Source organism: Idiomarina sp. (assembly GCF_048265525.1).
In the GTDB taxonomy this organism is placed as follows: Bacteria; Pseudomonadota; Gammaproteobacteria; order Enterobacterales; family Alteromonadaceae; genus Idiomarina.
Window position 1 is genome coordinate 1,026,771 of sequence record NZ_JBLXBI010000001.1, and the last position, 25,598, is coordinate 1,052,368.

Below are 25,598 nucleotides of genomic sequence, written 5' to 3' on the forward strand. Positions count from 1 at the left end.
GTGGCGCTATAATAGCGTTTTCGCTAACAACTGACCAGTGCCACTGACCCGCGATTATTTGCTGTGGTAGTATATTGGTAATGAATAACCAGCCTGAATTGCGAGCATGATGTGAGTGTTTTCCCGGATCTCTGTGCGATAAAACTTGATTGCGAGGCCTCAGCTCTTGAGTTGTTTCAGCGTTGTCAGCATGAAAGCTACGCTCTATTACTGGACTCTGCCGCACAAAGCCACGAGAACTGTGCCTACGATATTATCTTCCGACAGCCAGATCTGGTTCTAAGCTGCAAAGCAGGCAAGTTAAATGTAGCAACAGACGCTCCTTTAGAACTACCGCCAGCCCCCGAAGACGCAGCCGAGCTTTGCCGTTATGCCGAGCAATTGAATCAGTTATCAGGTCATTATTCGGGGCCTGCTGAACTGCCTTTTCAAGGCGGCTTTGCCGGAGCTGTCGGCTATGACCATGGTCGTTCGCTGGAAGTCATCCCTGAGTTTAATGCAGACACCTATCAGTCTCCCGATGCCGTGCTGGCCTACTACAGCCAGGCGTTGATCATCGACCGGCAGAGCAACGCGGTCTGGTTAGTTGCGCCAATAGAACGGTCAGACGAGCTTCTCGCATTCTGGGAGCAGCCAGTAGCAACAAAAAAGCCTGACGCTTTTCAATTATTAAGCGACTGGCAAAGCAATATGAACGAGCTGCAGTACACCGATAAATTTAAGGCCGTACAAAACTACCTGCTGGCCGGTGATGCCTACCAAATTAATTTAGCGCAAAGGTATTCAGCCCGTTATCAAGGCAGTGAGTGGGCCGCTTACCTTAAATTACGACAAGCTAATTCAGCGCCGTTTTCTGCCTTTATGCGTCTTCCCGGCAGCACTATTCTGAGCCTGTCGCCGGAACGCTTTTTACTAACCGACGCAAAGGGGCAAGTAGAAACAAAACCCATTAAAGGTACGCGTCCGCGGTTTGACGATACACGCAAAGATCAGGCTAGTCAGCAGGCTCTGTTAACCTCAGAAAAGGACCGGGCAGAAAACCTGATGATTGTGGATTTACTACGTAATGATCTCAGTAAAAACTGTGAGGCGGGCAGCATCGAAACACCAAGCTTGTTTGCCATAGAGAGTTTTCCGGCGGTTCACCATCTGGTATCGACGATTATTGGCAAACTGCAGCCCGACCGTACCGCATTAAGTTTGTTTAACGGCGCTTTCCCGGGCGGTTCTATTACCGGCGCACCGAAAATTCGGGCCATGCAAATTATTGAAGAGCTGGAGCCGCATCGGCGTAATATCTACTGTGGCAGTGTGGGCTATTTTTCCCAGCACGGCCGCAGCGACACCAACATTACTATTCGTACGCTGCTCGCCGAAAATGATCACTTATATTGCTGGGCTGGTGGAGGTCTGGTTGCTGACTCAACAGCAGCAGATGAGTATCAGGAAACCAAAGACAAAGTGTCACGCATACTGCCGGTGTTAACTTCATGACAATCAATACTCGCGCAGACTTTATTCGTCGCTTTAGTCTTTATCCTTCACCGCCGGTTGAGCGACGAATTGATGAACCTCTGCGTAAACGCTTGCGTCCGGCTGCAGTATTAATTCCTATTGTTGAGCGTCCGCATGGGTTGTCGTTAATACTTACCCGGCGCTCCAGCAAATTGCGCAAGCATGCGGGTCAAATCAGCTTCCCCGGAGGCCGCTTTGACGAAACCGATAGCGACTTACTGGATACAGCATTGCGGGAAACCGAAGAAGAAATCGGCTTACCCCGCAGTCAGGTAGACGTCATAGGACGTTTACACGACTACCCAGTGCTGTCTTATTTTATGATCCGACCTTACGTGGCTTTTGTCTCACCGCAACAGCCGCTGGTCGCCCAGGAAAGTGAAGTCGCTGAAATTTTTGAAGTACCGCTGGCTGATATTCTCGATCATGGTAACCACTACGTTTATCGTATTCGGAAATTTATCTACGACCGGGTGTATTTTATTCCCTGGCAGCACCGGAATATTTGGGGCGCAACCGCCGGTATTTTACGTGAGTTATCAGAGCAACTGCAGCCCGACGGCAAAAATCACTTCAGACCACTGAACTGACCACTTATTTTTGCTTAAAACTTGCTTCCCCCCACATGAATCATGCGACAATACTATAATAAACAGAATACGCATGCGCGACAGGTAAGGATAAATATGATCAGCGTTTTTGATATCTATAAAATTGGTATTGGTCCTTCCAGTTCTCATACTGTAGGACCGATGAAAGCAGCCTATGAATTTTTGCATGCCGCAAAAAAATCAGGGCATCTAAATAACGCAGATGGCATAAAAGTCGAACTGTTCGGTTCACTTGGCCAAACAGGTAAAGGTCATGGTACCGGCAAAGCTGTTATTCTTGGACTGGTCGGTGAAACTCCCGAAACAGTAGATACTGAAACTGTTGAAGATTTTCTGGAGCAAACTCGCAAGACTGAAAAGCTGAACTTGCTTGGAGAGAGAGAAGTTTCCTTTCCCAGTGAGGGCGCAATTACTTTTCACCGCCGCAAAACCATGCCCAAACACGCCAACGCTATGGAATTGAAACTGTTGAAAGACGGTGAAATCATCTATAGCGACCTGTATTACTCCATCGGCGGCGGCTTCATTGTGCGCGATGAAGATTTTGACGAAACTCTGGAAGAAGCGATAGAACAGTCGTCTAAACCTATTCCATATCCGTTTGACAGTGCTGCGGACCTTCTGGCGCATTGCAAAGAGCACGGCATGCGCATGAGTTCATTGATGATGGCTAACGAAAAAGTCTTCCGTAGTGAGGAGGATATTCGGGCCGGATTAATGAAGATTTGGCGCACGATGCAGGAAAGCATCAAAAACGGCATTACTACTGAAGGCATTCTGCCGGGTGGACTTAAAGTGCGTCGCCGCGCGTCGTCTTTATATCAGCGTCTGAAAAAAGAAAAATCTGGCGATGCCATGCAAGTCATGGACTGGGTCGATTTATACGCTTTAGCGGTTAACGAAGAAAATGCCGCTGGCGGGCGTATTGTGACAGCCCCTACCAATGGAGCGGCCGGTATTATTCCTGCGGTAATGAGTTACGCTGATAAGTTTATCGAAACGCTGGACGAAGATTCGGTAGTCCGCTTTCTTCTGACCTCTGCTGCTATTGGTATTCTTTATAAGAAAAATGCTTCAATTTCAGGTGCCGAAGTCGGTTGCCAGGGTGAAGTGGGTGTTGCCTGTTCAATGGCCGCTGGTGCCTTAGCTGAATTTATGGGCGGTGACCCGTCAAGAGTCGAAAATGCGGCAGAGATCGGTATGGAACATAACCTGGGCTTAACCTGCGACCCTGTAGGCGGCTTAGTACAAGTGCCGTGTATTGAACGAAACGCCATGGGTTCAGTTAAAGCTATTAATGCTGCCCGCTTAGCCATGCGAGGCGAAGGCGACCACAAAGTGTCACTGGATAAAGTGATTAAAACCATGTGGGATACCGGCAACGATATGAAAACCAAATACAAAGAAACCGCTCGCGGCGGTCTGGCAGTCAATATTATTGAATGTTAACCGGTTGATGCTACTGCCGGTGCTTAGCGCATCGGCAGTGAGCAACTATCAAAGAGTTTATCAATCTCATCCTGACTTTTTAGCTGAGTAGCTTTTTGCACCCTGTCGCGCGTTAAGTGCGGTGCGAAATTCTCAATAAAGTCGTACATATAAGTACGTAAAAAAGTACCACGCCGGAAACCTATCTTAGTCGTGCTATGAGCAAACATATGCTCCGCAGGTATCGCCACTAAGTCGGTATCTTCTTTCGGGTCGTAAGCCATACTCGCCAGAACCCCAATGCCCAACCCCATTCTGACGTAGGTTTTTATCACGTCGGCATCGGTTGCTGTAAAAACAATTTTAGGCTCATGCCCCGCATCGGCAAAAGCTTTATCCAATTCGGAACGACCGGTAAAACCATGCACATAAGTGACCAAAGGAAACTGAGCAATATCATCAATAGTTAGCTTACTCAGTTGCGTAAGCGGGTGTGATTTAGGCACAACAATAGATCGGTTCCAGTGATAGCAGGGCAACATAATGAGGTCGTGATATAAATGCAGCGCCTCGGTCGCAATGGCAAAATCTGCCCGCCCTTTCGCCGCCGCCTCACTAATTTGCTCCGGGGACCCCTGATGCATATGCAGTGAAACTTTTGGATATTGTTGAATAAATCGCTGAATAACGGACGGCAAGGCATAACGAGCCTGAGTATGGGTCGTCGCAATGTTGAGCTTGCCTTGGTTTGGCAAGGTGTGCTCAGCAGCAACCGTCTTAATCGACTGGACGTTATCCAGAACCTGCTGAGCAACCGCTATGATGTCTTTACCCGCTGGCGTTATGTGAGTCAGGTGTTTGCCTGTCCGGCCAAATATCTGCACGCCCAGCTCGTCTTCCAGCATTCTGACTTGTTTACTAATGCCCGGCTGCGAGGTGAATAAGCTTTCGGCCGTAGCAGAAACATTCAGGTTATGATTTGTTACTTCAACAATGTAACGTAACTGCTGTAATTTCATTGAGGAACGTGCCACTCTAGTTTGCTAAATGTGATATAAGAAAATACTATAATAATCTTGATAACTATGACAAATATAAAAGCTATCGCAACAGTATTTTGTCGAGGCTTCTATTTGGACCACAGGAACTGTCATCTATGACCCAACCCGCATTTGATTTTTCAACCGTCCTGGCTTCTTCCGTGCACGACATGAAAAATTCACTGTGCTTACTCATTCAGATGATAGAAGAAGTATCAGAACAGGTCGCTGACAGCAGTGCAACAGAAAAAATGGCGAAAGTCCATTATGAGGCTCAGCGTATCAATTCAAGTTTGATGCAAATGCTCACGCTTTATCGCAACGACAATAACGCTTTACCTCTCAATAGCGACCAGCACCACGTCGACGAACTTGTAGAAGAGCTGTTGCTAAACAATGAGCTCTATCTTGAGCAGCGGAACATTACTGTCAGCACCGACATTGATGAAACAGCAACAGGCTGGTTCGACAGAGACCTGATCTTTCATCTACTTAATGACATCATCATTAATGCAATGCGCTATACAGCCGATAAGCTCTTTATAAAAGTAGAGATAACCGAAGATGGTGGATGTCGTATTATGGTTCACGATAACGGCGACGGTTTTCCTGCTAGAATGCTGGAAAACGCCGCGATGCCGATACAACAATTAAATATTCAGCAATCCCGGACAGGGTTAGGTCTATACTTTGCTCAGATGATAGCGAGCGCTCATGAGCGAAATAATAAAAAAGGTTTTATCGAGCTGAAAAATAATGGACACTTAGGTGGTGGTGTTTTCTCTTTAACATTACCCTGAAAAATAATTATAACTTAACGAGCGTAATATGATTTACACCATTGTCATCGCATTGATTATATTACTAATAATAATGGCAATTATAGTTGGTGCGGTACAACAGAACAGACAGCGTTTAGAACTAGAGCGTCGCAAGAAGATGGCGCGCTTTCGCAGTTCGCTTGAACAAATTGAAGATCTCATTCATATGTCGAGCTTCTTCCCTATTGGTAAATCTATGCTGGTGGTTCTTAATAGCCGTGCGTTAGAAATACTTAAGAGTATGAATTCTGTCTCGCCTTCAAAAGACTATAAGGCTCGAATACAGGATTACGAAGAACGCATACAAAGTGTTGACCGTAACGACACCTCATTAATCAGTGAAGATTTTGAGATCCCGGAAAACAACAAGCAAATCATAGCAATGATCAATGGGCTCAAGCGTTTACGTTCTACTTTACGCAATGAGCATTCCCGCGGTCGGGTCGACAGCAATGTTTTTAGTGTCGAAGATCAGCGTTTGACCAAGTTGCAATTGAAAATTAGTATTGAAACCTTAATACGTCGGGGCCGTCATGCTTACGAAAGCCAGATGTTAGGTTCCGCCAGACAGTATTATGAAAAAGCGTTACGTACTATAGAAGACCAGAGCTTTAGCGACGACTACACTACGTCGCGCCAGCAATCGATTAAAAAAGCGCTGGAACAAATTGCACAAGAGTTGAAAGATGCTCATGCGCGTGACAAAGAAAAACACAAAAAAGAAGACGATTTAGAAGAACTGTTCCAACCTAAGAGAAAATGGTAGATAGAATGCCGGACTGGAAAGACCAACTGAGCCAAATGGTATATTCAACAGACTCGGGACGTATTGATCCGGAGCCTGAGCCAGAGGAAGTCCCCGAAGGCGATGGCATTGTTCGCCTACGCCGGGAGACCAAAGGTCGAAAAGGCAAAGGAGTAACCATTGTTACCGGACTGGATAAACCACAGTCAGATTTAAAGGCGATAGCTAAAAAACTCAAGCAGCTCTGTGGTGTTGGTGGATCAGTTAAAGAGTACGAAATAGAACTACAAGGCGACCAGCGCGACAGTATTGAAAGCTGGTTGAAAAAGGAAGGCTATAAAGTTAAGCGTGCGGGCGGCTAAGGTCGTATTCAATATATAAACGTCGGCCGTCGTCACGCCACTCAACGTGGCTTGAAAAGTTTCTTATCAGCTGTAATCCACGACCAAACGCTTGTTGTTCGTCATCTTCCGATACTTGCTGATATTCAGAAAAACCGTTTTCGCTATTGGATGAAATACTAAACGAAAGCAAACTATTATCCGGTTTGTATTCAATATCAATTTCTATTTCTACCCCTTCTAAAACAGCCAAACGCGCTTCCCTAGTCCGGTAGTATTCATCGAACCCCTGCCCAGTTTCTTTAATTCCCGAGTCCAGCTGCAAAACGCTGTGTTCCAGAGTATTGTTAAAAGCTTCAGCTAACAATAAATACAAGGTTGTTTTATGCGCGCGAATACCTTCAAGATGACTTAAGGAATCCACCAATTTAATAATTGGATCGCGCCCTTTAATCTCGTTTTCTTTTAAATAAACCATTAACCGGAAAGGTAAGTGAGTGACGTTGGTATCAGGCTGACTAACAGGTAAATTTGTGGCTGCACAATCCAGGCACACCAGTGAAATATCATCAAACTGTTCCTGTCCTTGCTGAAAAGTCTGGAATGAGCCAACCAGTCCCACGAAGTCTCGCTCGCGGGCATAACGTAACAACAAAGCCTCGAACCCCTGTTCAGACAATCGCTCGTCTGCCTTATTAGTCATCTCCACTACACCGTCGGTATAAGTTATCAAGCGTGTGTTTTTCTCAACAAAACAATGACTCACCTGACTACTGAACTCTTCCGGCGACAAAATACCCAATGCCATATGCTCAGGCACCAGCCGCTTCTCGACTTCTCCTGCTTCATTTATCAGCAGCGCATCGGGAATGCCGCCATTCCAGTACGTTAAACGTTCACCATTGGCAGACAACTCAGCAACAAAAGCGGCACAAAACATGTCGTCAGGTAACAGCTTAACCAGCTTCCGGTTAAACTCTTCAACCATGTTCGCTATTGAGAGTCCTTTTTCAGCTAAATCAAAAAAGGTTTGAGCAACCGGCAGAGCGCCTGTGGCGGGGGCTAAGCCGTGCCCGGTGAAGTCACCAACAAACAGGTAAAAATTTCCCAGAGGTCCCGCTTTAGAGAGAACTAAGTCACCGTTAAATTCACTGGCCGGTGCAAGGTAGGTTTTTAAGAATGGATATTCCGTTTCGTTTTCCTGCAGCGCGTTAGCCAACATGTGCCTGACAACGTTCTGCTCACGCTCCATTCGGTTAGAATGGTAAGCTAGGGTCTCATTTTTCCCTTTGAGGGAATAACTTAACTCGCGAACCCGCGCGTGAGCATTGAGTTTTGCCTGCAAGACAACTGGTTCAAAAGGCACACTAATAAAGTCGTCCCCTCCAGCCTCAAGACATTTCAACAAGGTTTCCTGATCATCCAGTGCCGTAATAAATAAAATAGGCAAATGGACATCGCCGCTTAGAGCTTTTAGCCGGGGAGCAGTCTGAAAGCCATCCATAACCGGCATCATAACGTCCAGTAGCACCACGTCCGGCGCCAGACTGGCGAAAATATCTATAGCCTCAATGCCGTTATCAGCGCAGGTGACCTGATGGCCAAAGCGTTTAATCAAGCCACTCAGCATCAGCTGGTTAGCAGGCTGATCATCGACAATCAGTACCTTCATCAGGCAATAACAAACATCTTATCAAAGCGGGATATATCGAGAATACGACGCACGTCCGGTTTAGCATTAATCAGTTGAATACCTTTCACACTGCTGCCTAAAGACTTACGCATGTTGAGCAGCATACCGAGCGCAGAGCTGTCCAGATAATCGGTTTCCCTCAAGTCGATAATTACGGTTGGCTGTGAATCACCAATATGACTGTAGGCCTGGCGGAACTCCTGTACCAGACTAAAGTCAAATTTCCCTTTAATAGCAATAACTAATTGCTTACCATCATTTGAAAAGTCGCGACTAACGTTCATACTCACCTCTTTTTTTAATGAGCATAACACAGATTTTCTGATTGAGTTTATCTGCTGAATACCCTACTCTTTCGATCACAATAAATCCTAATTATGTGATTATGGCAATAGCCTTTGACGAACTCCGTATTTTGCTTATCGAACCTTCCGATGTGCAAAGAAAAGTAATTACTCAGCACCTGAACCAGGCGGGCATTCAACATACCCGTGGCGCTTCAACCATTGCTGAAGCAAAAGAAGAAATACTCCGCTGGCAACCCGATATTGTTACCAGCGCTATGTATTTTTCTGACGGCACTTCACATGAACTCATTGAATTCATTAATACTAACGACTTAAAAGATACCTTACATTTTATGTTGGTGTCATCCGAACATCGTGCCGATCAGCTGGAGCAGTTCAAACAAGCTGGTATTATTGCCATTTTACCAAAACCTTTTACGCCAGATCAGCTCCAGCGGGCTATTACCGCCACCATGGACATGATGGAACCCGAGCCTCTTCATCTTGAGCTGTATGATGTCGAGGATTTGCGGGTATTGATTGTTGATGACAGCATGACCTCGCGCCATGTCTTAAGACGTGTATTTGAAAATCTGGGTGTTGAGAGCTTTGTTGAAGCAGAAAATGGTCAGCAGGCAATTGATATCTTAGTGAAGCATCAATTTGACTTGATCGTCACTGACTTTCATATGCCGGAGGTAAACGGCAGTGAACTCACCCAATACATTCGCAATAGCTCAGCACATGCTCACACTCCGGTACTGATGGTGACTGCACGCGCCAATGAGCCACAACTTGCTAACGTAAAACAAAGTGGTGTCGATGCCTTAACCGACAAGCCCTTTGAACCGGCAACGTTAAGAAAACTCATCGCCCGTTTATTAAACAGCTGATCCTGAATTCAGGAATGAATATTGTCCGTTAAAATGAAAAGCCCCTGCCAGTTGAACTGACAGGGGCTTTTTTCGTTTTAAATTTAATCAAAGAGCGTCTATTCAGATGGCTTCTGGCGATACTTCTCGTAAAGCTCAGTATGTCGGCTGCTTAAGCTTACTTTGCGTCCATCAATATAAAGATGCGTTAACTTTTGTCCAATTGGATCTAGTAAGTCACCTTCAGACACACTCAGTGAAGCGCTTTTACCCACTTCCAGTGAGCCCAACTTATCGGCAACTCCCATAATCTCAGCTGGCTTCAAAGTAATAGCCGCAAGAGCCTGCTGTTGATCCAGGCCAAAAGCAACTGCGTTTCCTGCGGCAAAAGGTAAGTTACGCACGTCCCAGTAACCCGGGTAAGAGATAGCAAAGTTGACTCCGGCTTCAGCCAAACGCGCTGGTGAGGAAAAGTCCTGATCATAGCCTTCATCATTGCGAGCCGGCAGACCGTAAGGAGAACCAAAAACAACAGGAACATTCAGCTCAGCTAGCTTATCGGCAATACGCCAGGCATCTCTGGCTCCCATCAACACCAGTTCAAAACCATACTCCTGAGCAGTATCAATGGCCTGCTCCAGCTGACGTTTGTCATCTGCGTGTACGTAAAGCTTCTTACTGCCGTCAAACAAGCCCGCCATAGCTTCCCAGCGCTGGTCCAGATCAATTTTACGATCGGCCTGCTTCGCATCGTAGTAAGCCTTGGCATCGGCAAAGACTTTCATTAATTGCTTACGGGATTCTTCGTTCGCTTTACGCTGTTCCTCAGGTGAACGTCTCTCCCACCAGGTATTCACAACGTAAGTGCGCGGCCAGGAAACGTGCACGCCTATTTCTCCGGCGACCAGAGCGTCTTGATAGTTCCAGCCGTCTAAGTGCATTAAGGATGACTGGCCTGCTACCAGCGAGCCCTCAGGAGCCACCTGAGCGTGTGTAATGCCGTGGTAACGTACCGTCGGAATAATTTCCGAATCAGCATTAAAGGCAATGTGACCAGCAACTTCCGGATGCACATCACCCACTTCACGCGCGTCGCGGGTTGCTCTTACTGCTTCAATTTCATTCAGGCCAATAGTGGTATCCATGGCAATAACTCCCGGATACACGTGCTGACCGGAAATATCGATGACTTCAGCGCCGTCCGGGATACTGACATCTTGCCCAATAGCGGTGATTTTACCGTTTTCAAATACTAAATCTGAGTCGGTAAGCACCCCATCAGAAACGGTATGCAAGGTACCACCCTGAAGTACAATAGGGTTGCTCTGCTTTTCGCCCGGCACTTCATCGTGTGCCGCAGCACTATTAAGCGTCAGCGCACTGACTAATGCGGCACTAACGGTTGTAAGTAATTTATTCATTAGTGTTGTCCTCCGTGCTGATGCCCTTTACCGGTAAAGTGATCTAACCAAAAGTCGTGTTCAGTATCACAGTGCCAGGTAGGCTGATCCGATTTATAACCGTCTTTAGCCCCTATTTTTGCATCATCACCTGCCGCTAAAACTTTCTGGATAAGTGCGTTCTTTTCTTGTTTAACCGCCTGCTGTCTTTGTTTATCCAGTTCGCGGTCGAAGAACTTACGGCCGTTAATCCAGGTTTGCTCTGCTCGCGCATAAGCACTTAACGGATAATGGCTCCAAAGTACGAAATCGGCGTGTTTGCCTTTTTCAACAGACCCTACATAACTGTCCACTTTCAACTGTTTAGCCGGGTTAATGGTGACCATTTTCAGCGCTTCGTGTGGATCCATACCACAATAACGAACAGACTTAGCGGCTTCAGTATTTAAACGACGTTGTAAATCGTTACTGTCAGAATTAATACTGGTTAGCACGCCTCGTTCGCTCATCAGGCACGCGTTGTGTGGGATGGCATCATAAACCTCGAACTTATAAGCCCACCAGTCCGCAAAGGTTGAACCGCTGGCGCCATGCTCTGCCATTTCGTCAGCTACCTTGTAGCCTTCCAGAATGTGAGTAAAGGTATCCAGAGTAAAACCAAAGTCCTCGGCGACTTCCATTAACATCAAAATTTCTGACGCAACGTAAGAGTGCGCATGAACAAAGCGTTCGCTGTTCAGAATTTCCAGTAACGTCTCCAGACGATAATCCGGCCGTGGAGCTGCAGCTTTATTACGCTCTGAACGGCTCATACGTTCATAAGCCTGTTTCCGCTGCTGGTACTCAAGCGCCGCCTGGAAACCGTCACGCACAATGGTTTCAACGCCCAAACGAGTTTGAGGGTAACGAACGGTCATGTTGTCGCCCCAGTTACTCTGTTTAACGTTTTCGCCCAATGCAAACTTGATAGACTCAGGGGCTGCATCGAACTTCATGACATTAGCATCGGCTCCCCAGCGTAACTTGATCACTTGCGCCTGACCGCCAATAGGGTTAGCTGAACCATGGAGCAACTGTGCCATGGTCGTCCCGCCGGCCAACGAACGGTAAATGTGAATATCGTCCGGATTAACCACATCACCAATTCGAACTTCAGATGTCACCGCTTCAGAACCTTCGTTAACACCACCTTCAATAGCAATATGTGAATGCTCGTCGATAATGCCCGGAGTCAAATGCATTCCTGCGCCATCAATTTCAGTCACGCCGGAAGGTGCAGACAAGTCTTTGCCGATGGCTGCAAATTCGCCATCTCGAACCAGCACATCCGTTTCTTCAAGAATACCGTCGTCAGTTGCAGTCCAGACCGTTACGTTGCGGATAAGAACATCCTGACGCTCCGGCAAACCGTCCAGGCCGTATGCCACATTCGGGAACGTTAGTTCACTAACATATTCCACTGGTTCTGCTTCATCGCTTGTTTCAGTCTCGCTTTCGGCTGAATCCATTTGAGCCTGTAACCTGACTTCTTCGCCTTCAGGAGAAACCGCCGTTACTGAAAAGGTTCCCTGGGCTTCAGGTTCCAGCTTAAAGCGCCAGCTTCCAGCCGGTTCTGCGTCCAGGTCGGCAACAAAAGACAAAGACTCATTACCCGACTGCACGTGACGTAAAGCGCTGGTCTTTTCATTAACCTTAACTTCACCGCTAAGCGTGGCACCAGGATTAATCGCAATTTCGATATCCTGGTTATTCAGTTTCATGTTGTAATTGCCGACAAAATCGACTTTATCCCGGGATACCAGCTCGTTTTCTTCGCCCTGCAACCAAACTGACTGAATGGTGCCATCTGCAAACAAATCGCCTTTGACCATAACAAAGTCAGCCTTGTAACCCTGAGCCAGCTTCCCTGCTTTGTTGTCTACCCCGGCAATTTTCGCCGGAATAGTCGTCAACGCAGCAAGAGCCCGTTCTTCGCTCAAGCCATGCTTCACGGCTTTGCGCAGGTTAGGCCAGAAGCTGTCCGCCTTTTCTAAGTCGTGCAAAGTCAGAGCAAAGTTGACACCGGCCTCGGCTAGCATTGCCGGGTTAGACGGAGCGCGCTCCCAGTGGCGCAATTTTGCTAAATCGACATCGAGGTGCCCATCAACATCGCCAACATCTGGTGCAGCCGGAAAATTAAGCGGAAGAATTAAGTCACTTCCGGCATTTTTTACTGCATCTAAGCGCGCGTATTCATAGCCTGAGCCAACGTAAACCGACGGCACTTCAAACTGATCGAAAACATCGTCGGCACGTAACAATGATTTCTCATCGCTGACCTTAAAAACAATTCCTGTATTCTCGATATCTGTCAGTGAATCAAGCGCCGCATTAAACTCAACCGATTGATTATGCGACTGCTTTCCATAAGAGTTTTCGTACCAGTTAGCGTCAGATAAGGTTTGTCTGACCAGCGCAATGCTGCCCATTAAAGACGACGGATACTGCTGCTGTGAGGAGCCTTTATCAAATGAACCGAAGTGCTTTCCTTCGCTTTGATAAATAACGTCGTTAGGTATTTTGTCAGCCAGAGAAACAGTTACCGCCTGCCCCTGAAAAATACCGTCTAAATTAGCTGACTGCACACTGGTGAAACCTTGTGACACCCATTTATTCGCGTCTTCAGAGTTGGTCTTAAACTCACTGAACCAGTTCTTTTGCGAGTGAATCGCGTCATTTGCCGCGTTACCACCCTCACGCTCATTGTTATAAATTGGCGTATCTGAACGTTCCTGCTTATTACTAACGTTAATTCCATAGCTACTGTAGGGGTCAATGAATCCCGGGTAAATCGTGTATCCGGTCCCGTCAATCACCCGCGCTCCGGCAGGAGCCCGATTATTACGTTCAATTGACTGAACGGCGCCATTTTCAATAACCAAAGTGGCGTTAGTAATAGATTTTCCCGGCTCAGTAATAATTGTTGCATTCTGAATTGCCGTCAGACTTGGCGTGTTATCCCGCATCCCGTTTGTTCGGGAAGTCTGATCAGCCGCAACCGAGGCGGTCAGTACCGACGTTACCGCTAACGTCAAGGCACTGAGCTGATGCACTTTTTTCATGAATTGTCCCCATTTTGACTTATTTTTGTCATTTAGTTATCTCATTAGATAAGTTACTTTGTTATACATAGAGGTGACAAGCATTAACCGACAGATCGTGTATTATTAACGATCAGTGAATTTAACAAACGGAGAGTTTCAATGAAAAAACAACTATTAACAACGGCCATAGCTGGCCTCATGACTCTGTCATTTAACGTAACCGCTGACGAGAACGCTTTTAATGATGCTGATAAAGCTGTGGAGTATCGTCAAAAGGCGCTATCTGTTATGCAGCAAAACTTTGCGGCTATGGCTGCAATGGTTAAAGGCGAAGTTGAATACAACGCGGACTTTTTCCAACGTCGTGCAGATGATTTTGAAAAAATGTCAGGTATTCCATGGGCAGGTTTCGGTGTTGAAGGCGCAATGCCAGGCAATAACTCTGATGCATTAACCGCCATATGGGATAACTGGGATGATTTTCAGCAGCGCGCTAATGACTTGCAAGAGTACGCTGCCAAACTGGCGGACGTTAGTCAAAAAGGTTCTATTGACTCAATAAAACCCGTTTTTATGGACGCCGCAAAAACCTGCAAAGGTTGCCACGACGAGTATAAAGACTAGTTAAGCAGCAACATCAAAATTAACCAGACAGCAACCGCTAAAATGAGCCCCTGCCAACCGGGTTTCAGATTTGGCGCTTGCTGACTGGTGGTTCTGTAACCATGCACCATGGAAGCCACTAAAGGTGTTCCTTTAAGGCGATAAAAAAGCACTGCCAAAATATGTACGGCAATAACAATTAATATCACGTCGAACTGGGTTTTATGCCAGTTGGTTACCGCTTTTTGCCCATCCGAAGATAGCCAATTAGATAATGGCCCCGAAAATAAAATGCCGTCGGTTGAGAATAATCCCGTAATAACCTGACTTAAGAGCAACCCAAGCATAATAATGACAGCCCAGCCACCAGCCGTACTGTGGGTGTTCTCCGCTTCATAGCGCCCTTTAAAAACATTATGCAAATGTTTAAAGATAGCTTTAGGCGACTTTAAAAAGGTTTTAAAGCGGGCATTTTCGCTACCAAATATTCCCCAGCAAATTCTGACTAAAAGTAACGCAAGTAGTGCAACTCCAATATCCTTGTGCAGCTCCATGCGGCCATTTTCAACGGTCCACCAAAGCCCGCCTAAAAGAACAATAAGCAAGCCGTGAAACACCCGAATAAAGCTATCCCAAACTTTTATAGAATTTCCTTTCTGTTTCATATTGTTAGCTCCAAATTACTGGGAATATAAAAAGCTAAGTGCTAGGGTATAATTAATTCCATTAAATGGGTAGTGACTATGCGCAAAGTTCTTATTGCTGACGACGACTTTATCAGCCTTGAAGTGTTAAAAGCGATGCTTGCCAATTTTGAGGTAAGTATATTAACGGCAATGACAGGAGAAGAAGCCCTGACTTTGGCTGAAGAGGCTCCGGATCTCATTTTTCTGGATTACGAAATGCCGGACATGTCAGGAGCTGAAGTCTGCCAGGAGTTGCGACAAAGTGATATGCACAAGAACACACCGGTTATCGCAATTACCAGTCATCAAAGCGCAAGCGAAATGAGCGCTTGCCGTGAAGCCGGCATGAATGCGACATTGCATAAGCCGGTTTCACCAGAAGCGCTTAGCGAGTTAATGACTGAATACTTATAAAGCCGATAAGCAACAACTATTATTGATGCTTGAATCTTTGGTCGTCGGCCAACTGCACCAAAGATTCGCTTTCTTTCAGGAACTGACCGGAAAATTCACCGAAATACTGGCTAACCTCATCGAAAAGCGAGATAAAATCCGACTTTTTACCGTTTTCTATATCATCGATGATTGCTGAGAATTGCTGCAGATAGCGTCTAATAGACGAAAATTGTTCTTTGTTCGCAGCAATAATATCGGCATAAAGTTCCGCATTTTGCGCAAACAAACGGCCAATCATCATCAATTCCATCCGATAAATAGGCGAGCTCAGTTCCAACAGCTCTTTAATATCGACGCGTTCATTAGCCAGGTGAACACCGTAAGCAAAGGTGCTTAAATGGCGCATCGCCTGGATCCAGCCCATGGCGTCGTCATGTTTATCGGCATTAACTTCGTGTAAATGGGCGCCCCAGTTAACGAACTGATCCAGTAACCACTGATAACGCTCAGGCTGTCGGCCGTGAGTAACAACAACCAGCTGCTTCGCCAAATTCTGTACAGAAGGACCGAACATAGGATGCAAACCAACGACCGGCCCGCTATGCTGTGCCAGCATGGCATTTAAAGGAGCCGCTTTAATACTGGTTACATCGGCCAGAACACAGTCCTCCGCTAAAGGTGGTAACTGCTTTATCAGGTCAACAGTCTTATTAACCGGCACACTCATCAAGACCAACTGCGCCTGGCTTAAATCGTCCTTATCTGGCCAATCATCGTCTTTATCAATGGTTATTACCGAATAGCCTGTCTGCCGCAACTGACTGACCAGACGTGCGCCCAAAGCCCCTCTTCCACCAAACACAAAAACCGGTCGTTCAAGTTGAGTCGAAGTCGCAGCCGCCTGTGCCGTTTGCGTTCGATACGATTCTCGAATAATACGACGAATAACATCTTCGATTAAGTCTTCCGACAAGCCTGCCTCTTTAGCTTTGCTTCTGCGCGCTTTTATTAAAGAACGTTCTCTCTGTGGAACGTAAAGAGGCTGTTTCAACGAACGTTTGGTTTCTCCCACAGCGGCAGTTAACTTTGCTCGACGGGCAATTATCTCAATTAATTCGTTATCAGTGGCATCAATTGCATTGCGCAGTTCTGATAATTGTTGGTCCGGGTCATGGCTCATGAGCTGTTATCTTATTCCTCTTTTATGGCTTCTATAACACGATGGTAGGCTTTTTGAATTTTTTGCATTTTAGCCACACTTCCACCTTTATCGGGGTGGTATTTGTGTACTAGTTTACGATATTGCTTTTTAATAAAGGCCTGACTTGCCGGCGGTTCAACTTCCATAATCTGCCAGGCATCATTCACGGGCATACTAGTTTCTACTTTAGAAGAAGAGTGCCCCATGCGCTGCCAAAAATCATCCAGCATAGATTCAACATCAGCGCCGGATGTTGAGCCCAGTTGATTCAGATCTAAATAATATTCTGCTAACGCGTCCTTTTCTGTCAATGCAGAAACGCCACGTTGCCATGGCTGACATTCAATATTCAGGGTATGAATAAAAAGCTCGTACTTTTTTTCTTCCCGCCAGCGTTCACGCAATTTATAAAGACAGTGAAACAATAAAAAGTGAGTCTGAAACAAGGTCAGGGGATCACGCAGAGCTTCTTTATCAAAGAACTCATAAGGCGGCCCCTGCAAAGACGCAATCAGTTCATGCTCAGTCCAGTGGTGCTGAGCATCCAGGTTCTCCGCTAAAATTTGGGTTAATATTTCGATATCTTCGTTCATTCTAAAACACTATCAAAAAACCCAGCACAAGGCTGGGTTTTTCTTTGCTATTTCGTTTGTTTGCTAAAAGCTTAAGACAGCTTCTCGCGGATACGTGCAGACTTACCAGAACGTTCACGCAAGTAGTACAGTTTCGCGCGACGAACCGCACCACGACGTTTGACTTTAATGCCGTCAACTAATGGGCTGTGCGTTTGGAAAGTACGCTCTACGCCTTCACCGTTCGATACTTTACGTACTGTGAACGCTGAATGCAGACCGCGGTTACGAACACGGATAACAACACCTTCAAACGCCTGAAGACGTTCGCGGTTACCCTCTTTTACTTTTACATTTACAACAACAGTGTCACCTGGTGCAAACTCAGGTAAATCTTGTTTCATCTGCTCTTCTTCAAGAGCCTTAATGATGCTTTGGCTAACTTTTGCCATTTTCGTATCTCCTATCCTAGGTAAACTGTACTTTATTCGCCGGATGATTGCTGCGCGATAAACTCGTTCAACAATGTTTCCTGCTCGTCAGTCAGAGCTAGGCTATGAATTAACTCTGGTCGTTGCAGCCAGGTTTTACCCAAAGACTGCTGTAAACGCCAGCGACGTATCTTTTCATGATCACCGCTTAATAAAACCGGCGGTACTTGCTGCTCATTATAAGTTTCCGGTCGAGTATAGTGAGGGCAATCCAGTAACCCGCTGGCAAAAGAGTCTTCTGCTGCTGAATCCTGGTGTCCCAATACTCCGGGAATTAACCGTGATACCGCGTCAATAAGCACCATTGCTGGCAACTCACCACCGCTTAATACGTAATCCCCTATCGACCATTCTGCATCAACGTATTGCTTAATAACACGTTCATCAATGCCTTCATAACGGCCAGCAATCAAAATCATTCGATCATTGCTGGAGAGCTGTTGCACTCCGCTGTGATCAAGTTTTTGCCCTTGCGGTGACAAATAAATAACAGGAGTATCCTCACCCAGGCTTTGTTTTGCTGCGTTGATAGCATCCACAAGTGGCTGCACCATCATCAACATACCCGGACCTCCGCCATAAGGCCTGTCATCAACAGTCCTGTGGCGATCATGAGTGAAATCACGCGGATTCCAAACACTCACTGTCAGCAAACCTTCCTTTATTGCTCTGCCGGTAACACCGTAATCGGTGACGGCCGAAAACATTTCAGGAAACAAACTGATGACGCCAACCTGCAATGGTTTGCTCATCAAAAATCCGATGGCCACTCAACCTGAATCTGTTTGGCTTCCTTATCAACCGCAGTGACATATTCACTTTGGATAAAAGGAATTAAACGTTCAGATTTCCCGAACCCATCGTTGCTGTTTGCTTTTACGACCAACACATCGTTCGATGCGGTGGGCATAATTTGTTCAACCACACCCATATCATAGCCGTTGCTGTTCACTACACGCATACCAATAAGATCGCGCCAGTAAAACTCGTCATCAGCTAATGCCGGTAACTCATCTGCAGTAATGCAAATATCCGCACCAGTAAGGCGTACAGCCTCCTCGCGATCGGATATGCCTTCTAACCTGGCGATAAGTCCGTTGTTGTGGCGACGCCACTCGACAACTTTCATTTCGCACTCAGTTTTCTGGCTGAGTAACCAAGGGCTGTATTCAAATATCGATTCTGGATCATCGGTAAATGACTGCACTTTCAACCAGCCTTTTACGCCATACACCGCACCGATGCGACCAACGACGATTTGCTCTGATTGCTGCATTAATTTACCTACCTGAATCTGTTAATGCTTACGCCGCAGCGCTTGCATCTTTAACTAATTTAGCAACACGATCAGATAACTGAGCGCCTTTGCTTACCCAATGCTCGATGCGGTCAACATCAACACGAAGTTTTTCTTCCTGACCACGAGCTACAGGGTTAAAAAATCCTACTTTCTCAATAAAACGACCGTCGCGAGCATTGCGACTGTCAGCAACTACCATTTGGTAGAAGGGGCGTTTTTTAGCGCCACCACGTTGTAAACGAATGGTTACCATTGCGTTCCTCAATATAACTGTTTTGTAAATGTAAAAAATAGCAAAGCCCTCCGACAGAGTCGGAAGGCTCGGCAATTCTACTGATTTTTACTGCAAATGCAAGCTTGACGCGCTTTTTCCTAGCGTCCGGGGAACATTCCTGGTGGCATCTTTCCGCCCATGCCGCGCATCATTTTCTGCATGCCGCCACCTTTCATTTTTTTCATCATTTTTTGCATTTGAGTAAACTGTTTAAGCAACTTGTTCACGTCCTGCACCTGAGTACCAGAACCGGTCGCTATACGGCGCTTACGCGAGCCCTTTATTACGTCGGGACGTAGCCGTTCTTTAGGGGTCATGGAGTTGATAATGGCTTCCATGCGCAAGGTCATTTTGTCGTCCATCTGACCTTTCATTTGCTCAGTCATTTTACCCATGCCCGGCATTTTGGTCATTAATCCCATCATGCCGCCCATTTCACGCATTTGTACGAGCTGATCACGAAAATCCTCCAGTGAGAACTGGCCTTTCTTCATGACTTTTTTCGCCACTCGCTCCGCTTTTTCTTTATCGACTTTTTGTTCTACTTCCTCAATCAGAGAAAGCATGTCGCCCATGCCAAGAATTCTGGAGGCTACGCGGTCAGGGTGAAAAGGCTCGAGCGCATCGTTTTTCTCACCAACACCCAGAAATTTAATAGGCTTACCGGTAATATGGCGAATAGACAGAGCCGCACCACCACGAGCATCACCATCGGTTTTCGTCAGAATAACACCCGTTAAAGGCAACGCTTCGCTGAATGCTTTGGCGGTATTTGCCGCATCCTGACCCGTCATAGCGTCAACGACAAATAGAGTTTCAACTGGGTTAATGGCCGAGTGCAGTTGCTGAATTTCCTGCATCATGTCTTCGTCAATAGCAAGACGACCGGCGGTATCCACTAACACCACATCAATAAATTGCTTACGCGCTTGTGCAATAGCGGCATTGGCAATATCAACTGGCTTCTGCTCAGTGGTGGAAGGGAAGAACTCCACCCCAACCTGCTCAGCAAGAGTTTCCAATTGCTTAATAGCCGCGGGACGATAAACGTCAGCACTGACCACCATGACTTTTTTCTTCTGGCGCTCAGTTAAATATTTAGCCAGCTTGCCCACACTGGTGGTTTTACCTGCACCTTGCAGACCTGCCATCAAAATAACAGCCGGCGGCTGGGTATTTAATTGCAGTGGCGCATTCGCCTCACCCATTGCCGCTTCCAGCTCAGACTGGACAATTTTGACAAAAACCTGACCCGGCGTCAGGCTTTTGTTGACCTCTGTACCCACCGCCCGTTCTTTAACTTTACTAATAAAGTCTTTGACCACAGGCAAGGCAACATCGGCCTCAAGCAACGCCATGCGAACTTCGCGCAACGTCTCTTTAATATTGTCTTCGGTCAGTCGGCCTCGGCCGCCAATAGAATGTAGCGTTTGCGACAAACGTTCCGATAAATTCTCAAACATGTCGATCGTCTCTTATATTGCGATTTCTGACGTTAATAGTAATGGGGACAGTATATCTGATTTGCAAGAAAGTTTCGCCCCGTAAGTATTGGGTTTAGCCGACTGACGTCGTATACTCAGGACACGAACAACAGGAATCAGGGAAGTCGAGCGCGTGATGCTCTCTTTATTGTTGCTAATCAGCTTATTGGGTTACAGTGCCAGCGCTTTTGTTATTCTACAAAATATATTAAAAAACAAAGTGCTTCACCCAGCTTATCAGATTGTACCAGCTGCTTTGGCGGTTGCTGCGCATGGCTGGCTCATTTTAATACAACTTTCTAACGATGATTTCGATCACATTAATATCTCATCCAGTCTGGCTATTGTCGCTTTTCTGATAGCCGCTTTAACCGTAGTGAAGAATAACCAGGCCAGTAACTTATTCCTGAAGCCGGTTATTTATCTATTTTCTGCTCTTACCACATTGTTACTTGTGTTCACTCCGGTTAACTGGGGTGCTGACATCAGCATTGGACACGGATTGGTTTTTCACATCACCTTGTCGCTGGTCGCCTATGGAATCTTGGCCTTAGCCACGCTTTACGCGTTACAAACCAGTTATTTAAACCGGGTATTAAAAAACCGCAAAGGCCATATTCTGCTGAGCAAACTGCCACCATTAATGACCGTCGAAAAATACTTCTTTAACCTTCTGGCGCTGGGCACTTTTGTGTTGTTTCTCGCTCTGGGCTCAGGTTTTCTTTTCCTCGATGACATGCTTGCTCAACAGCAGGCACACAAAACCATTTTAACCAGCGTCGCGGCCTTGCTTTATCTTTTGGCCGTTGTTCTGCACAGAACATCAGGCTTACGTGGGCGTATTATTGTGGTCATTACTGTACTTGCCAGCACCCTATTAACCTTAGGATATTTTGGCAGTCGGTTCGTGAAAGATTTTCTCTTATCCTGAATGACACTTGACTTCATAGCTGAGAACTCTACATTGTCACATTCACAGTATAATTAAGGAATAAACCGTTGGACGAGATATCAACGAGCATGTTGCTCGTGATTTTAGCCGTACTGTTATTTTTATCCGCATACTTCTCTGGCTCCGAAACTGGTATGATGTCTATCAACCGGTACCGTCTGCGCCATCTGGTACAAAACAATCATCCCGGAGCTAAGCGTGTCCAGTACCTGCTTGATCGTCCCGATCGGTTAATCGGCCTTATTCTTATTGGCAATAACCTGGTCAACATTGGCGCATCCGCTATCGCAACTATCCTTTGTCTGCGCTGGTTTGGTGACGCCGGAATTGTTATCGCTACTTTTGGTTTAACCTTAATTATTCTGATTTTTTCTGAAGTTACGCCGAAAACCATTGCAGCACTGCATCCGGAGCGCATTTCTTTTCCCAGCTCCTTAATTTTGATGCCTTTGCTGAAAGTCATGTACCCCATCGTTATTGGTATGAACTTCATCACCAATTCCTTTATGCGCATGCTGGGGGTTAACCCGAAACAGTCACAAATGGCTGACGCGTTAAGTTCCGACGAGTTACGCACAGTGGTTAACGAAGCCGGAAACTTAATTCCTACGTCGCACCAGGAAATGCTGGTCAGCATTCTGGATCTCGAAAAAGTTACGGTAGAAGACGTAATGGTGCCCCGTAATGAAATCGTGGGTATCGATATTAGTGACGACTGGAAATCTATCGTTAAACAACTGTCGAATGGCCAGCACACCCGCGTACTGCTTTATCGCAATGAAATAGATGATGCTATCGGCTTTTTGCATGCCCGCGATATTATGCGCCTAATGAGCAAGAACCAGTTTACCGCTGATAAATCCATATTAGTTCGCGCGGCAAGAGACAGCTACTTTATTCCCGAGGGCACACCACTGAATGTTCAACTGCTGAAATTCCAACGTCGTAAAGAACGTATCGGACTGGTTGTTGACGAATACGGCGACATTCAGGGGCTCGTTACTCTGGAAGATATTCTGGAAGAAATTGTTGGTGACTTCACGACTTCTATGGCGCCGGCCCCCAGTGAATCTGTCACACTGGAAACTGACGGCAGCTTTTTAGTTGACGGGTCAGCTAACTTGCGCGAATTAAACAAAGAAATGAATTGGGATTTTCCGACTGATGGTCCAAAAACCTTAAGCGGCCTTATTATTGAACAGTTCGGAGATATTCCTGATGCCCGGTTGTCGCTGCGTTTAGGCGGTTATCCGGTGGAGCTTGTTGAAATTGGTGACACCATGATAAAACAAATTAGAGTGTTTCCTGAGCTCTACCAAAAACCCGACAACCAAACCAATGACTAACCGAAGAATAGACGCCATAGCCAGCCGTGCTTTAAATCTTCCTCACACTTATTCAATTGCGCGGCGTATGTCATAGAGCGGCTTTTCACAACCCTGGATACTTTTACCAGCCAGGGTTTCTTTAAATAAGACTTACGCTGATAGCCCCCCCAACCTTCATGATAGTTAAGGTATTGTCCGTAAGCATCCCATTTAGATACCCCATTAATTTTATAGGTTTTTGCTATAAACCAACCCATAAAATCAATAGCATCTTCAAAATCATCACGGCTGGCCCAACCGTTACCAGTTTCACGCTGGTAATCTTCCCAAGTCATAGTTTTCGCTTGCGAGTAACCGTAAGCCGAACTCACCCGACCCCATGGAATAAAACCTAAAAGGTAGTCTCTGGGAGGCAAAGCATTATGCTTGAAGGAACTTTCCTGATACATCATCGCCATTGGTACATGAATAGGCACGCCCCAACGTTCACGCACATCGGCGGCCGCATGATACCAGTCACGGTGCTCTTCAAAAATATGACAGACATTTTCAGGGTTCGCCGGAGGTGGCGTTGCACAACCACTGAGCGTCGCTACAAATATAGCGCCTGCTAGTATCTTCGGCTGAATTGGGAAAAAAAGTTTTATCGCCATTGAACTTTATTCACTCGTTAAACTCTCAGTAATTGAACACATGTTGTAGCTGAGAAACGCATTCATGTTCATCCCCTGAACGTTTTATTTAACGCAGTCCAAATTTGGGCTGCGTTTTTTTATGTTTATCAGTCAGCTACCTGGCCAGAGCGTGCCGCCTGTTTGAAATAATTTTCCAGAAACGTATCAAAGTCAACGTTATTGTCTTGCTGATAACGTTCTTCAAACGCTTGCTCTGATTCGGCCGCCCATTTAACAAAATCATCTTGTTGATAGTAACTGAGCGACTCATTTTTTAATTGCTCGCGGTATTGCTTAGCTAACTGCATACCTAAATTGCTGTTATCCCGGTCTTCTTCTTTGAGCAATCGTAAAATTTGACCCGATAACGTACTTTCCGGATTTAATACCCACTCGTACAAATCCGCTAAATGATTCTGATAAACTTTATTGTCCGAACTGTTATCCAGTGCTTTTGCTATTGAAGAGAAATCTGCAAAAAGCTCTTCCAGCCAGTCGGCCATTAGGCGATCAATGCCATATTGCTGCAAGCTTAAGCGCGGGTCACGCCCATGCATAACCACTTTAGTAAAGTTATTATCGGCTTGCTGTTGTTGTTCCCAGCTCATTTCTTCGCTTGGTTGTAATAAGCAATGCAGAAGCATTAAGTCCAGAAAGTGCATTTGCTGCGCCGTGATACCCACATCACTAAACGGGTTCACGTCCAGCGCACGAATCTCTACGTACTCTACTCCGCCCCGCTCTAAAGCCTGACTCGGCGTTTCGCCATCGCGTGCTGTCTGTTTAGGACGAATTGGCGAATAAAACTCATTTTCTATCTGCAGAATATTATCGTTAAGCTGACGGTATTCGTCGCCTACTTTTACACCGATTTTCGAAAACTGCTGAGATGGCGTTGTAATTGCGCGACGCAGACCTGTCACATACTCATCCAATGAATTGTACGTAATTTCCAGCGTTGCCTGTTCTTTATTGGTATAACCTAAGTCGCTCATTCGCAACGAGGTACCGTAAGGCAAAAATACCGTGCCTTTACCTACCGTATCAAAATTCCATTTTTGCAGAATCTCTTCGTTTTTCGTCTGACTGAAAAACGATTTACACAAAGCGGGTGAAGCGCCAAACAAGTAAGGAATAACCCAGGCCACGCGCTTAAAGTTACGGATGAGAGCGAAATAGCGTTCCGTGCGGAAGCTCTGGTTATTACTGACGCCTTCAATCTCCGCTAATTCTTCCCACATCGCATCGGACACAGAAAAATTGTAATGCACCCCGGCAATAACCTGCATAGTGGCACCGTAGCGATATGTCAGACCACGCCGGTAAAGGCTTTTCATGCGTCCCGAGTGTGAGTCACCATACTTAGCGATACGAATATCGTCATCAGAACCAATGTAGCAAGGCATGCTCATTGGCCACAGCAACTCGTCATCAATGGCGTTATAAGCCACACGATGAATATCACGGAGTTGTGATAGCGTTGTGTCAATATCGGAGGCAACCGGAGTAATAAACTCAAGTAGGTTCTCTGAGTAATCGGTTGTAATGGTTGGATGCGTCAGAGTTTTTCCCAGTTCCTGAGGGTGGTCACCCGGCGCCAGCGTCCCATTTTCTTTTATCCGCAAAGCTTCACGTTCAATACCACGCTTAATGCCTTGCCAAACTGCTGTTTTACCCGATTGCTTAAGCTTTTCGATAACTGCTTGAAATGTTGCTTGCAAAAGACAACTCCATTCACTAAGACGGAAGGTTTTCTGCCGCTAAGCTTACTGGTAATTCGCTAAAAGGTCTATGGTTGTCA

General features: G+C 46.1%; 26 protein-coding genes. 11 read left to right on the forward strand and 15 right to left on the reverse strand.

Annotated elements, in window-relative coordinates; genetic code table 11:
* Positions 1-111: 111 nt before the first annotated feature.
* The 3 genes from pabB to ACN0TF_RS04940 all read left to right on the forward strand — a co-directional run bounded on the left by pabB (position 112) and on the right by ACN0TF_RS04940 (position 3,575).
* Positions 112-1,494 carry an aminodeoxychorismate synthase component I gene (gene pabB, locus ACN0TF_RS04930; protein ID WP_417441005.1) on the forward strand — a complete coding sequence of 461 codons (1,383 nt, stop codon included), beginning with the start codon at positions 112-114 and terminating at the stop codon, positions 1,492-1,494.
* Entirely contained in the window at positions 1,491-2,105 is a 615-nt protein-coding gene (locus tag ACN0TF_RS04935) for a CoA pyrophosphatase (protein ID WP_417441006.1), read from the forward strand. The genes pabB and ACN0TF_RS04935 overlap by 4 nt, the downstream gene beginning before the upstream one ends.
* A 96-nt stretch (positions 2,106-2,201) precedes the next feature.
* Positions 2,202-3,575, forward strand: a complete 1,374-nt coding sequence (locus tag ACN0TF_RS04940; RefSeq protein WP_417441007.1) for an L-serine ammonia-lyase — start codon at positions 2,202-2,204, stop codon at positions 3,573-3,575.
* 23 nt (positions 3,576-3,598) lie between these two features.
* Here the strand turns inward: ACN0TF_RS04940 and cysB are convergent, their stop codons facing one another.
* Complete coding sequence (cysB, locus tag ACN0TF_RS04945) at positions 3,599-4,573, reverse strand: HTH-type transcriptional regulator CysB (RefSeq protein WP_011234945.1); 975 nt, start codon at positions 4,571-4,573, stop codon at positions 3,599-3,601.
* Between the two features lie 137 nt (positions 4,574-4,710).
* On the opposite strand from cysB, the gene ACN0TF_RS04950 reads away from it, so the two are divergent.
* From ACN0TF_RS04950 to yciH, 3 genes are all read left to right on the forward strand, one after another.
* The gene (locus ACN0TF_RS04950) at positions 4,711-5,394 is read left to right on the forward strand and encodes a sensor histidine kinase (RefSeq protein ID WP_417441008.1); all 684 of its coding nucleotides are present in this window, start codon (positions 4,711-4,713) and stop codon (positions 5,392-5,394) included.
* A gap of 73 nt (positions 5,395-5,467) precedes the next feature.
* The gene (locus ACN0TF_RS04955) at positions 5,468-6,181 is read left to right on the forward strand and encodes a hypothetical protein (RefSeq protein WP_417441009.1); all 714 of its coding nucleotides are present in this window, start codon (positions 5,468-5,470) and stop codon (positions 6,179-6,181) included.
* Between the two features lie 5 nt (positions 6,182-6,186).
* Positions 6,187-6,522, forward strand: coding sequence for a stress response translation initiation inhibitor YciH (yciH, locus tag ACN0TF_RS04960; RefSeq protein ID WP_417441010.1), 336 nt, complete (start codon positions 6,187-6,189; stop codon positions 6,520-6,522).
* Here the strand turns inward: yciH and ACN0TF_RS04965 are convergent.
* Together ACN0TF_RS04965 and ACN0TF_RS04970 are read right to left on the reverse strand one after the other, a co-directional pair.
* The gene (locus tag ACN0TF_RS04965; protein ID WP_417441011.1) at positions 6,503-8,173 is read right to left on the reverse strand and encodes a SpoIIE family protein phosphatase; all 1,671 of its coding nucleotides are present in this window, start codon (positions 8,171-8,173) and stop codon (positions 6,503-6,505) included. The genes yciH and ACN0TF_RS04965 overlap by 20 nt on opposite strands.
* Complete coding sequence (locus ACN0TF_RS04970) at positions 8,173-8,478, reverse strand: STAS domain-containing protein (RefSeq protein WP_011234950.1); 306 nt, start codon at positions 8,476-8,478, stop codon at positions 8,173-8,175. The genes ACN0TF_RS04965 and ACN0TF_RS04970 overlap by 1 nt, the downstream gene beginning before the upstream one ends.
* Positions 8,479-8,579: 101 nt before the next feature.
* Between ACN0TF_RS04970 and ACN0TF_RS04975 the strand changes: the two genes are divergently transcribed.
* Entirely contained in the window at positions 8,580-9,374 is a 795-nt protein-coding gene (locus ACN0TF_RS04975) for a response regulator (RefSeq protein WP_417441012.1), read from the forward strand.
* Between the two features lie 98 nt (positions 9,375-9,472).
* Here the strand turns inward: ACN0TF_RS04975 and ACN0TF_RS04980 are convergent, their stop codons facing one another.
* Both ACN0TF_RS04980 and ACN0TF_RS04985 read right to left on the reverse strand, forming a co-directional pair.
* On the reverse strand, positions 9,473-10,774 hold the full coding sequence (locus ACN0TF_RS04980; protein ID WP_417441013.1) for an amidohydrolase family protein: 1,302 nt from the start codon (positions 10,772-10,774) through the stop codon (positions 9,473-9,475).
* Positions 10,774-13,854 (reverse strand): amidohydrolase family protein, encoded by a 3,081-nt coding sequence (locus ACN0TF_RS04985; RefSeq protein WP_417441014.1) that lies wholly within the window; start codon positions 13,852-13,854, stop codon positions 10,774-10,776. Before ACN0TF_RS04985 ends, ACN0TF_RS04980 begins: the two co-directional genes overlap by 1 nt.
* Before the next feature lie 141 nt (positions 13,855-13,995).
* On the opposite strand from ACN0TF_RS04985, the gene ACN0TF_RS04990 reads away from it, so the two are divergent.
* Positions 13,996-14,460: a c-type cytochrome gene (locus ACN0TF_RS04990; protein ID WP_417441015.1), complete on the forward strand. Its 465-nt coding sequence runs from the start codon at positions 13,996-13,998 to the stop codon at positions 14,458-14,460.
* Here ACN0TF_RS04990 and ACN0TF_RS04995 read toward each other — a convergent pair.
* On the reverse strand, positions 14,457-15,104 hold the full coding sequence (locus ACN0TF_RS04995; protein ID WP_417441016.1) for a cytochrome b/b6 domain-containing protein: 648 nt from the start codon (positions 15,102-15,104) through the stop codon (positions 14,457-14,459). The two genes, ACN0TF_RS04990 and ACN0TF_RS04995, sit on opposite strands and share 4 nt — an antisense overlap.
* Positions 15,105-15,182: 78 nt before the next feature.
* On the opposite strand from ACN0TF_RS04995, the gene ACN0TF_RS05000 reads away from it, so the two are divergent.
* On the forward strand, positions 15,183-15,539 hold the full coding sequence (locus ACN0TF_RS05000) for a response regulator (RefSeq protein ID WP_417441017.1): 357 nt from the start codon (positions 15,183-15,185) through the stop codon (positions 15,537-15,539).
* 19 nt (positions 15,540-15,558) lie between these two features.
* On the opposite strand, the gene tyrA is transcribed toward ACN0TF_RS05000, so the two are convergent.
* The 7 genes from tyrA to ffh all read right to left on the reverse strand — a co-directional run bounded on the left by tyrA (position 15,559) and on the right by ffh (position 20,822).
* Complete coding sequence (gene tyrA, locus ACN0TF_RS05005) at positions 15,559-16,701, reverse strand: bifunctional chorismate mutase/prephenate dehydrogenase (RefSeq protein ID WP_417441018.1); 1,143 nt, start codon at positions 16,699-16,701, stop codon at positions 15,559-15,561.
* An 11-nt stretch (positions 16,702-16,712) separates the two neighbouring features.
* The gene (locus ACN0TF_RS05010) at positions 16,713-17,315 is read right to left on the reverse strand and encodes a DNA-J related domain-containing protein (RefSeq protein WP_417441019.1); all 603 of its coding nucleotides are present in this window, start codon (positions 17,313-17,315) and stop codon (positions 16,713-16,715) included.
* 71 nt (positions 17,316-17,386) lie between these two features.
* Positions 17,387-17,746, reverse strand: a complete 360-nt coding sequence (rplS, locus tag ACN0TF_RS05015; protein WP_417441020.1) for a 50S ribosomal protein L19 — start codon at positions 17,744-17,746, stop codon at positions 17,387-17,389.
* Positions 17,747-17,778: 32 nt separating this feature from the next.
* Entirely contained in the window at positions 17,779-18,537 is a 759-nt protein-coding gene (gene trmD / locus ACN0TF_RS05020) for a tRNA (guanosine(37)-N1)-methyltransferase TrmD (protein WP_417441021.1), read from the reverse strand.
* Positions 18,537-19,061 carry a ribosome maturation factor RimM gene (gene rimM, locus ACN0TF_RS05025; protein WP_417441022.1) on the reverse strand — a complete coding sequence of 175 codons (525 nt, stop codon included), beginning with the start codon at positions 19,059-19,061 and terminating at the stop codon, positions 18,537-18,539. Before rimM ends, trmD begins: the two co-directional genes overlap by 1 nt.
* A gap of 28 nt (positions 19,062-19,089) precedes the next feature.
* Positions 19,090-19,338: a 30S ribosomal protein S16 gene (rpsP, locus tag ACN0TF_RS05030; protein ID WP_011234962.1), complete on the reverse strand. Its 249-nt coding sequence runs from the start codon at positions 19,336-19,338 to the stop codon at positions 19,090-19,092.
* Between the two features lie 119 nt (positions 19,339-19,457).
* Positions 19,458-20,822, reverse strand: a complete 1,365-nt coding sequence (ffh, locus tag ACN0TF_RS05035; protein ID WP_417441023.1) for a signal recognition particle protein — start codon at positions 20,820-20,822, stop codon at positions 19,458-19,460.
* Between the two features lie 157 nt (positions 20,823-20,979).
* Between ffh and ACN0TF_RS05040 the strand changes: the two genes are divergently transcribed.
* Together ACN0TF_RS05040 and ACN0TF_RS05045 are read left to right on the forward strand one after the other, a co-directional pair.
* Positions 20,980-21,774, forward strand: a complete 795-nt coding sequence (locus ACN0TF_RS05040) for a cytochrome C assembly family protein (protein ID WP_110013841.1) — start codon at positions 20,980-20,982, stop codon at positions 21,772-21,774.
* 68 nt (positions 21,775-21,842) lie between these two features.
* Complete coding sequence (locus ACN0TF_RS05045; RefSeq protein WP_417441024.1) at positions 21,843-23,141, forward strand: HlyC/CorC family transporter; 1,299 nt, start codon at positions 21,843-21,845, stop codon at positions 23,139-23,141.
* Here ACN0TF_RS05045 and ACN0TF_RS05050 read toward each other — a convergent pair.
* Positions 23,138-23,776 (reverse strand): hypothetical protein, encoded by a 639-nt coding sequence (locus tag ACN0TF_RS05050; RefSeq protein WP_417441026.1) that lies wholly within the window; start codon positions 23,774-23,776, stop codon positions 23,138-23,140. The two genes, ACN0TF_RS05045 and ACN0TF_RS05050, sit on opposite strands and share 4 nt — an antisense overlap.
* Positions 23,777-23,904: 128 nt before the next feature.
* A complete protein-coding gene (gshA, locus tag ACN0TF_RS05055; RefSeq protein WP_417441027.1) occupies positions 23,905-25,518 on the reverse strand; it encodes a glutamate--cysteine ligase in 1,614 nt (537 codons plus the stop codon).
* Positions 25,519-25,598: the final 80 nt, after the last annotated feature.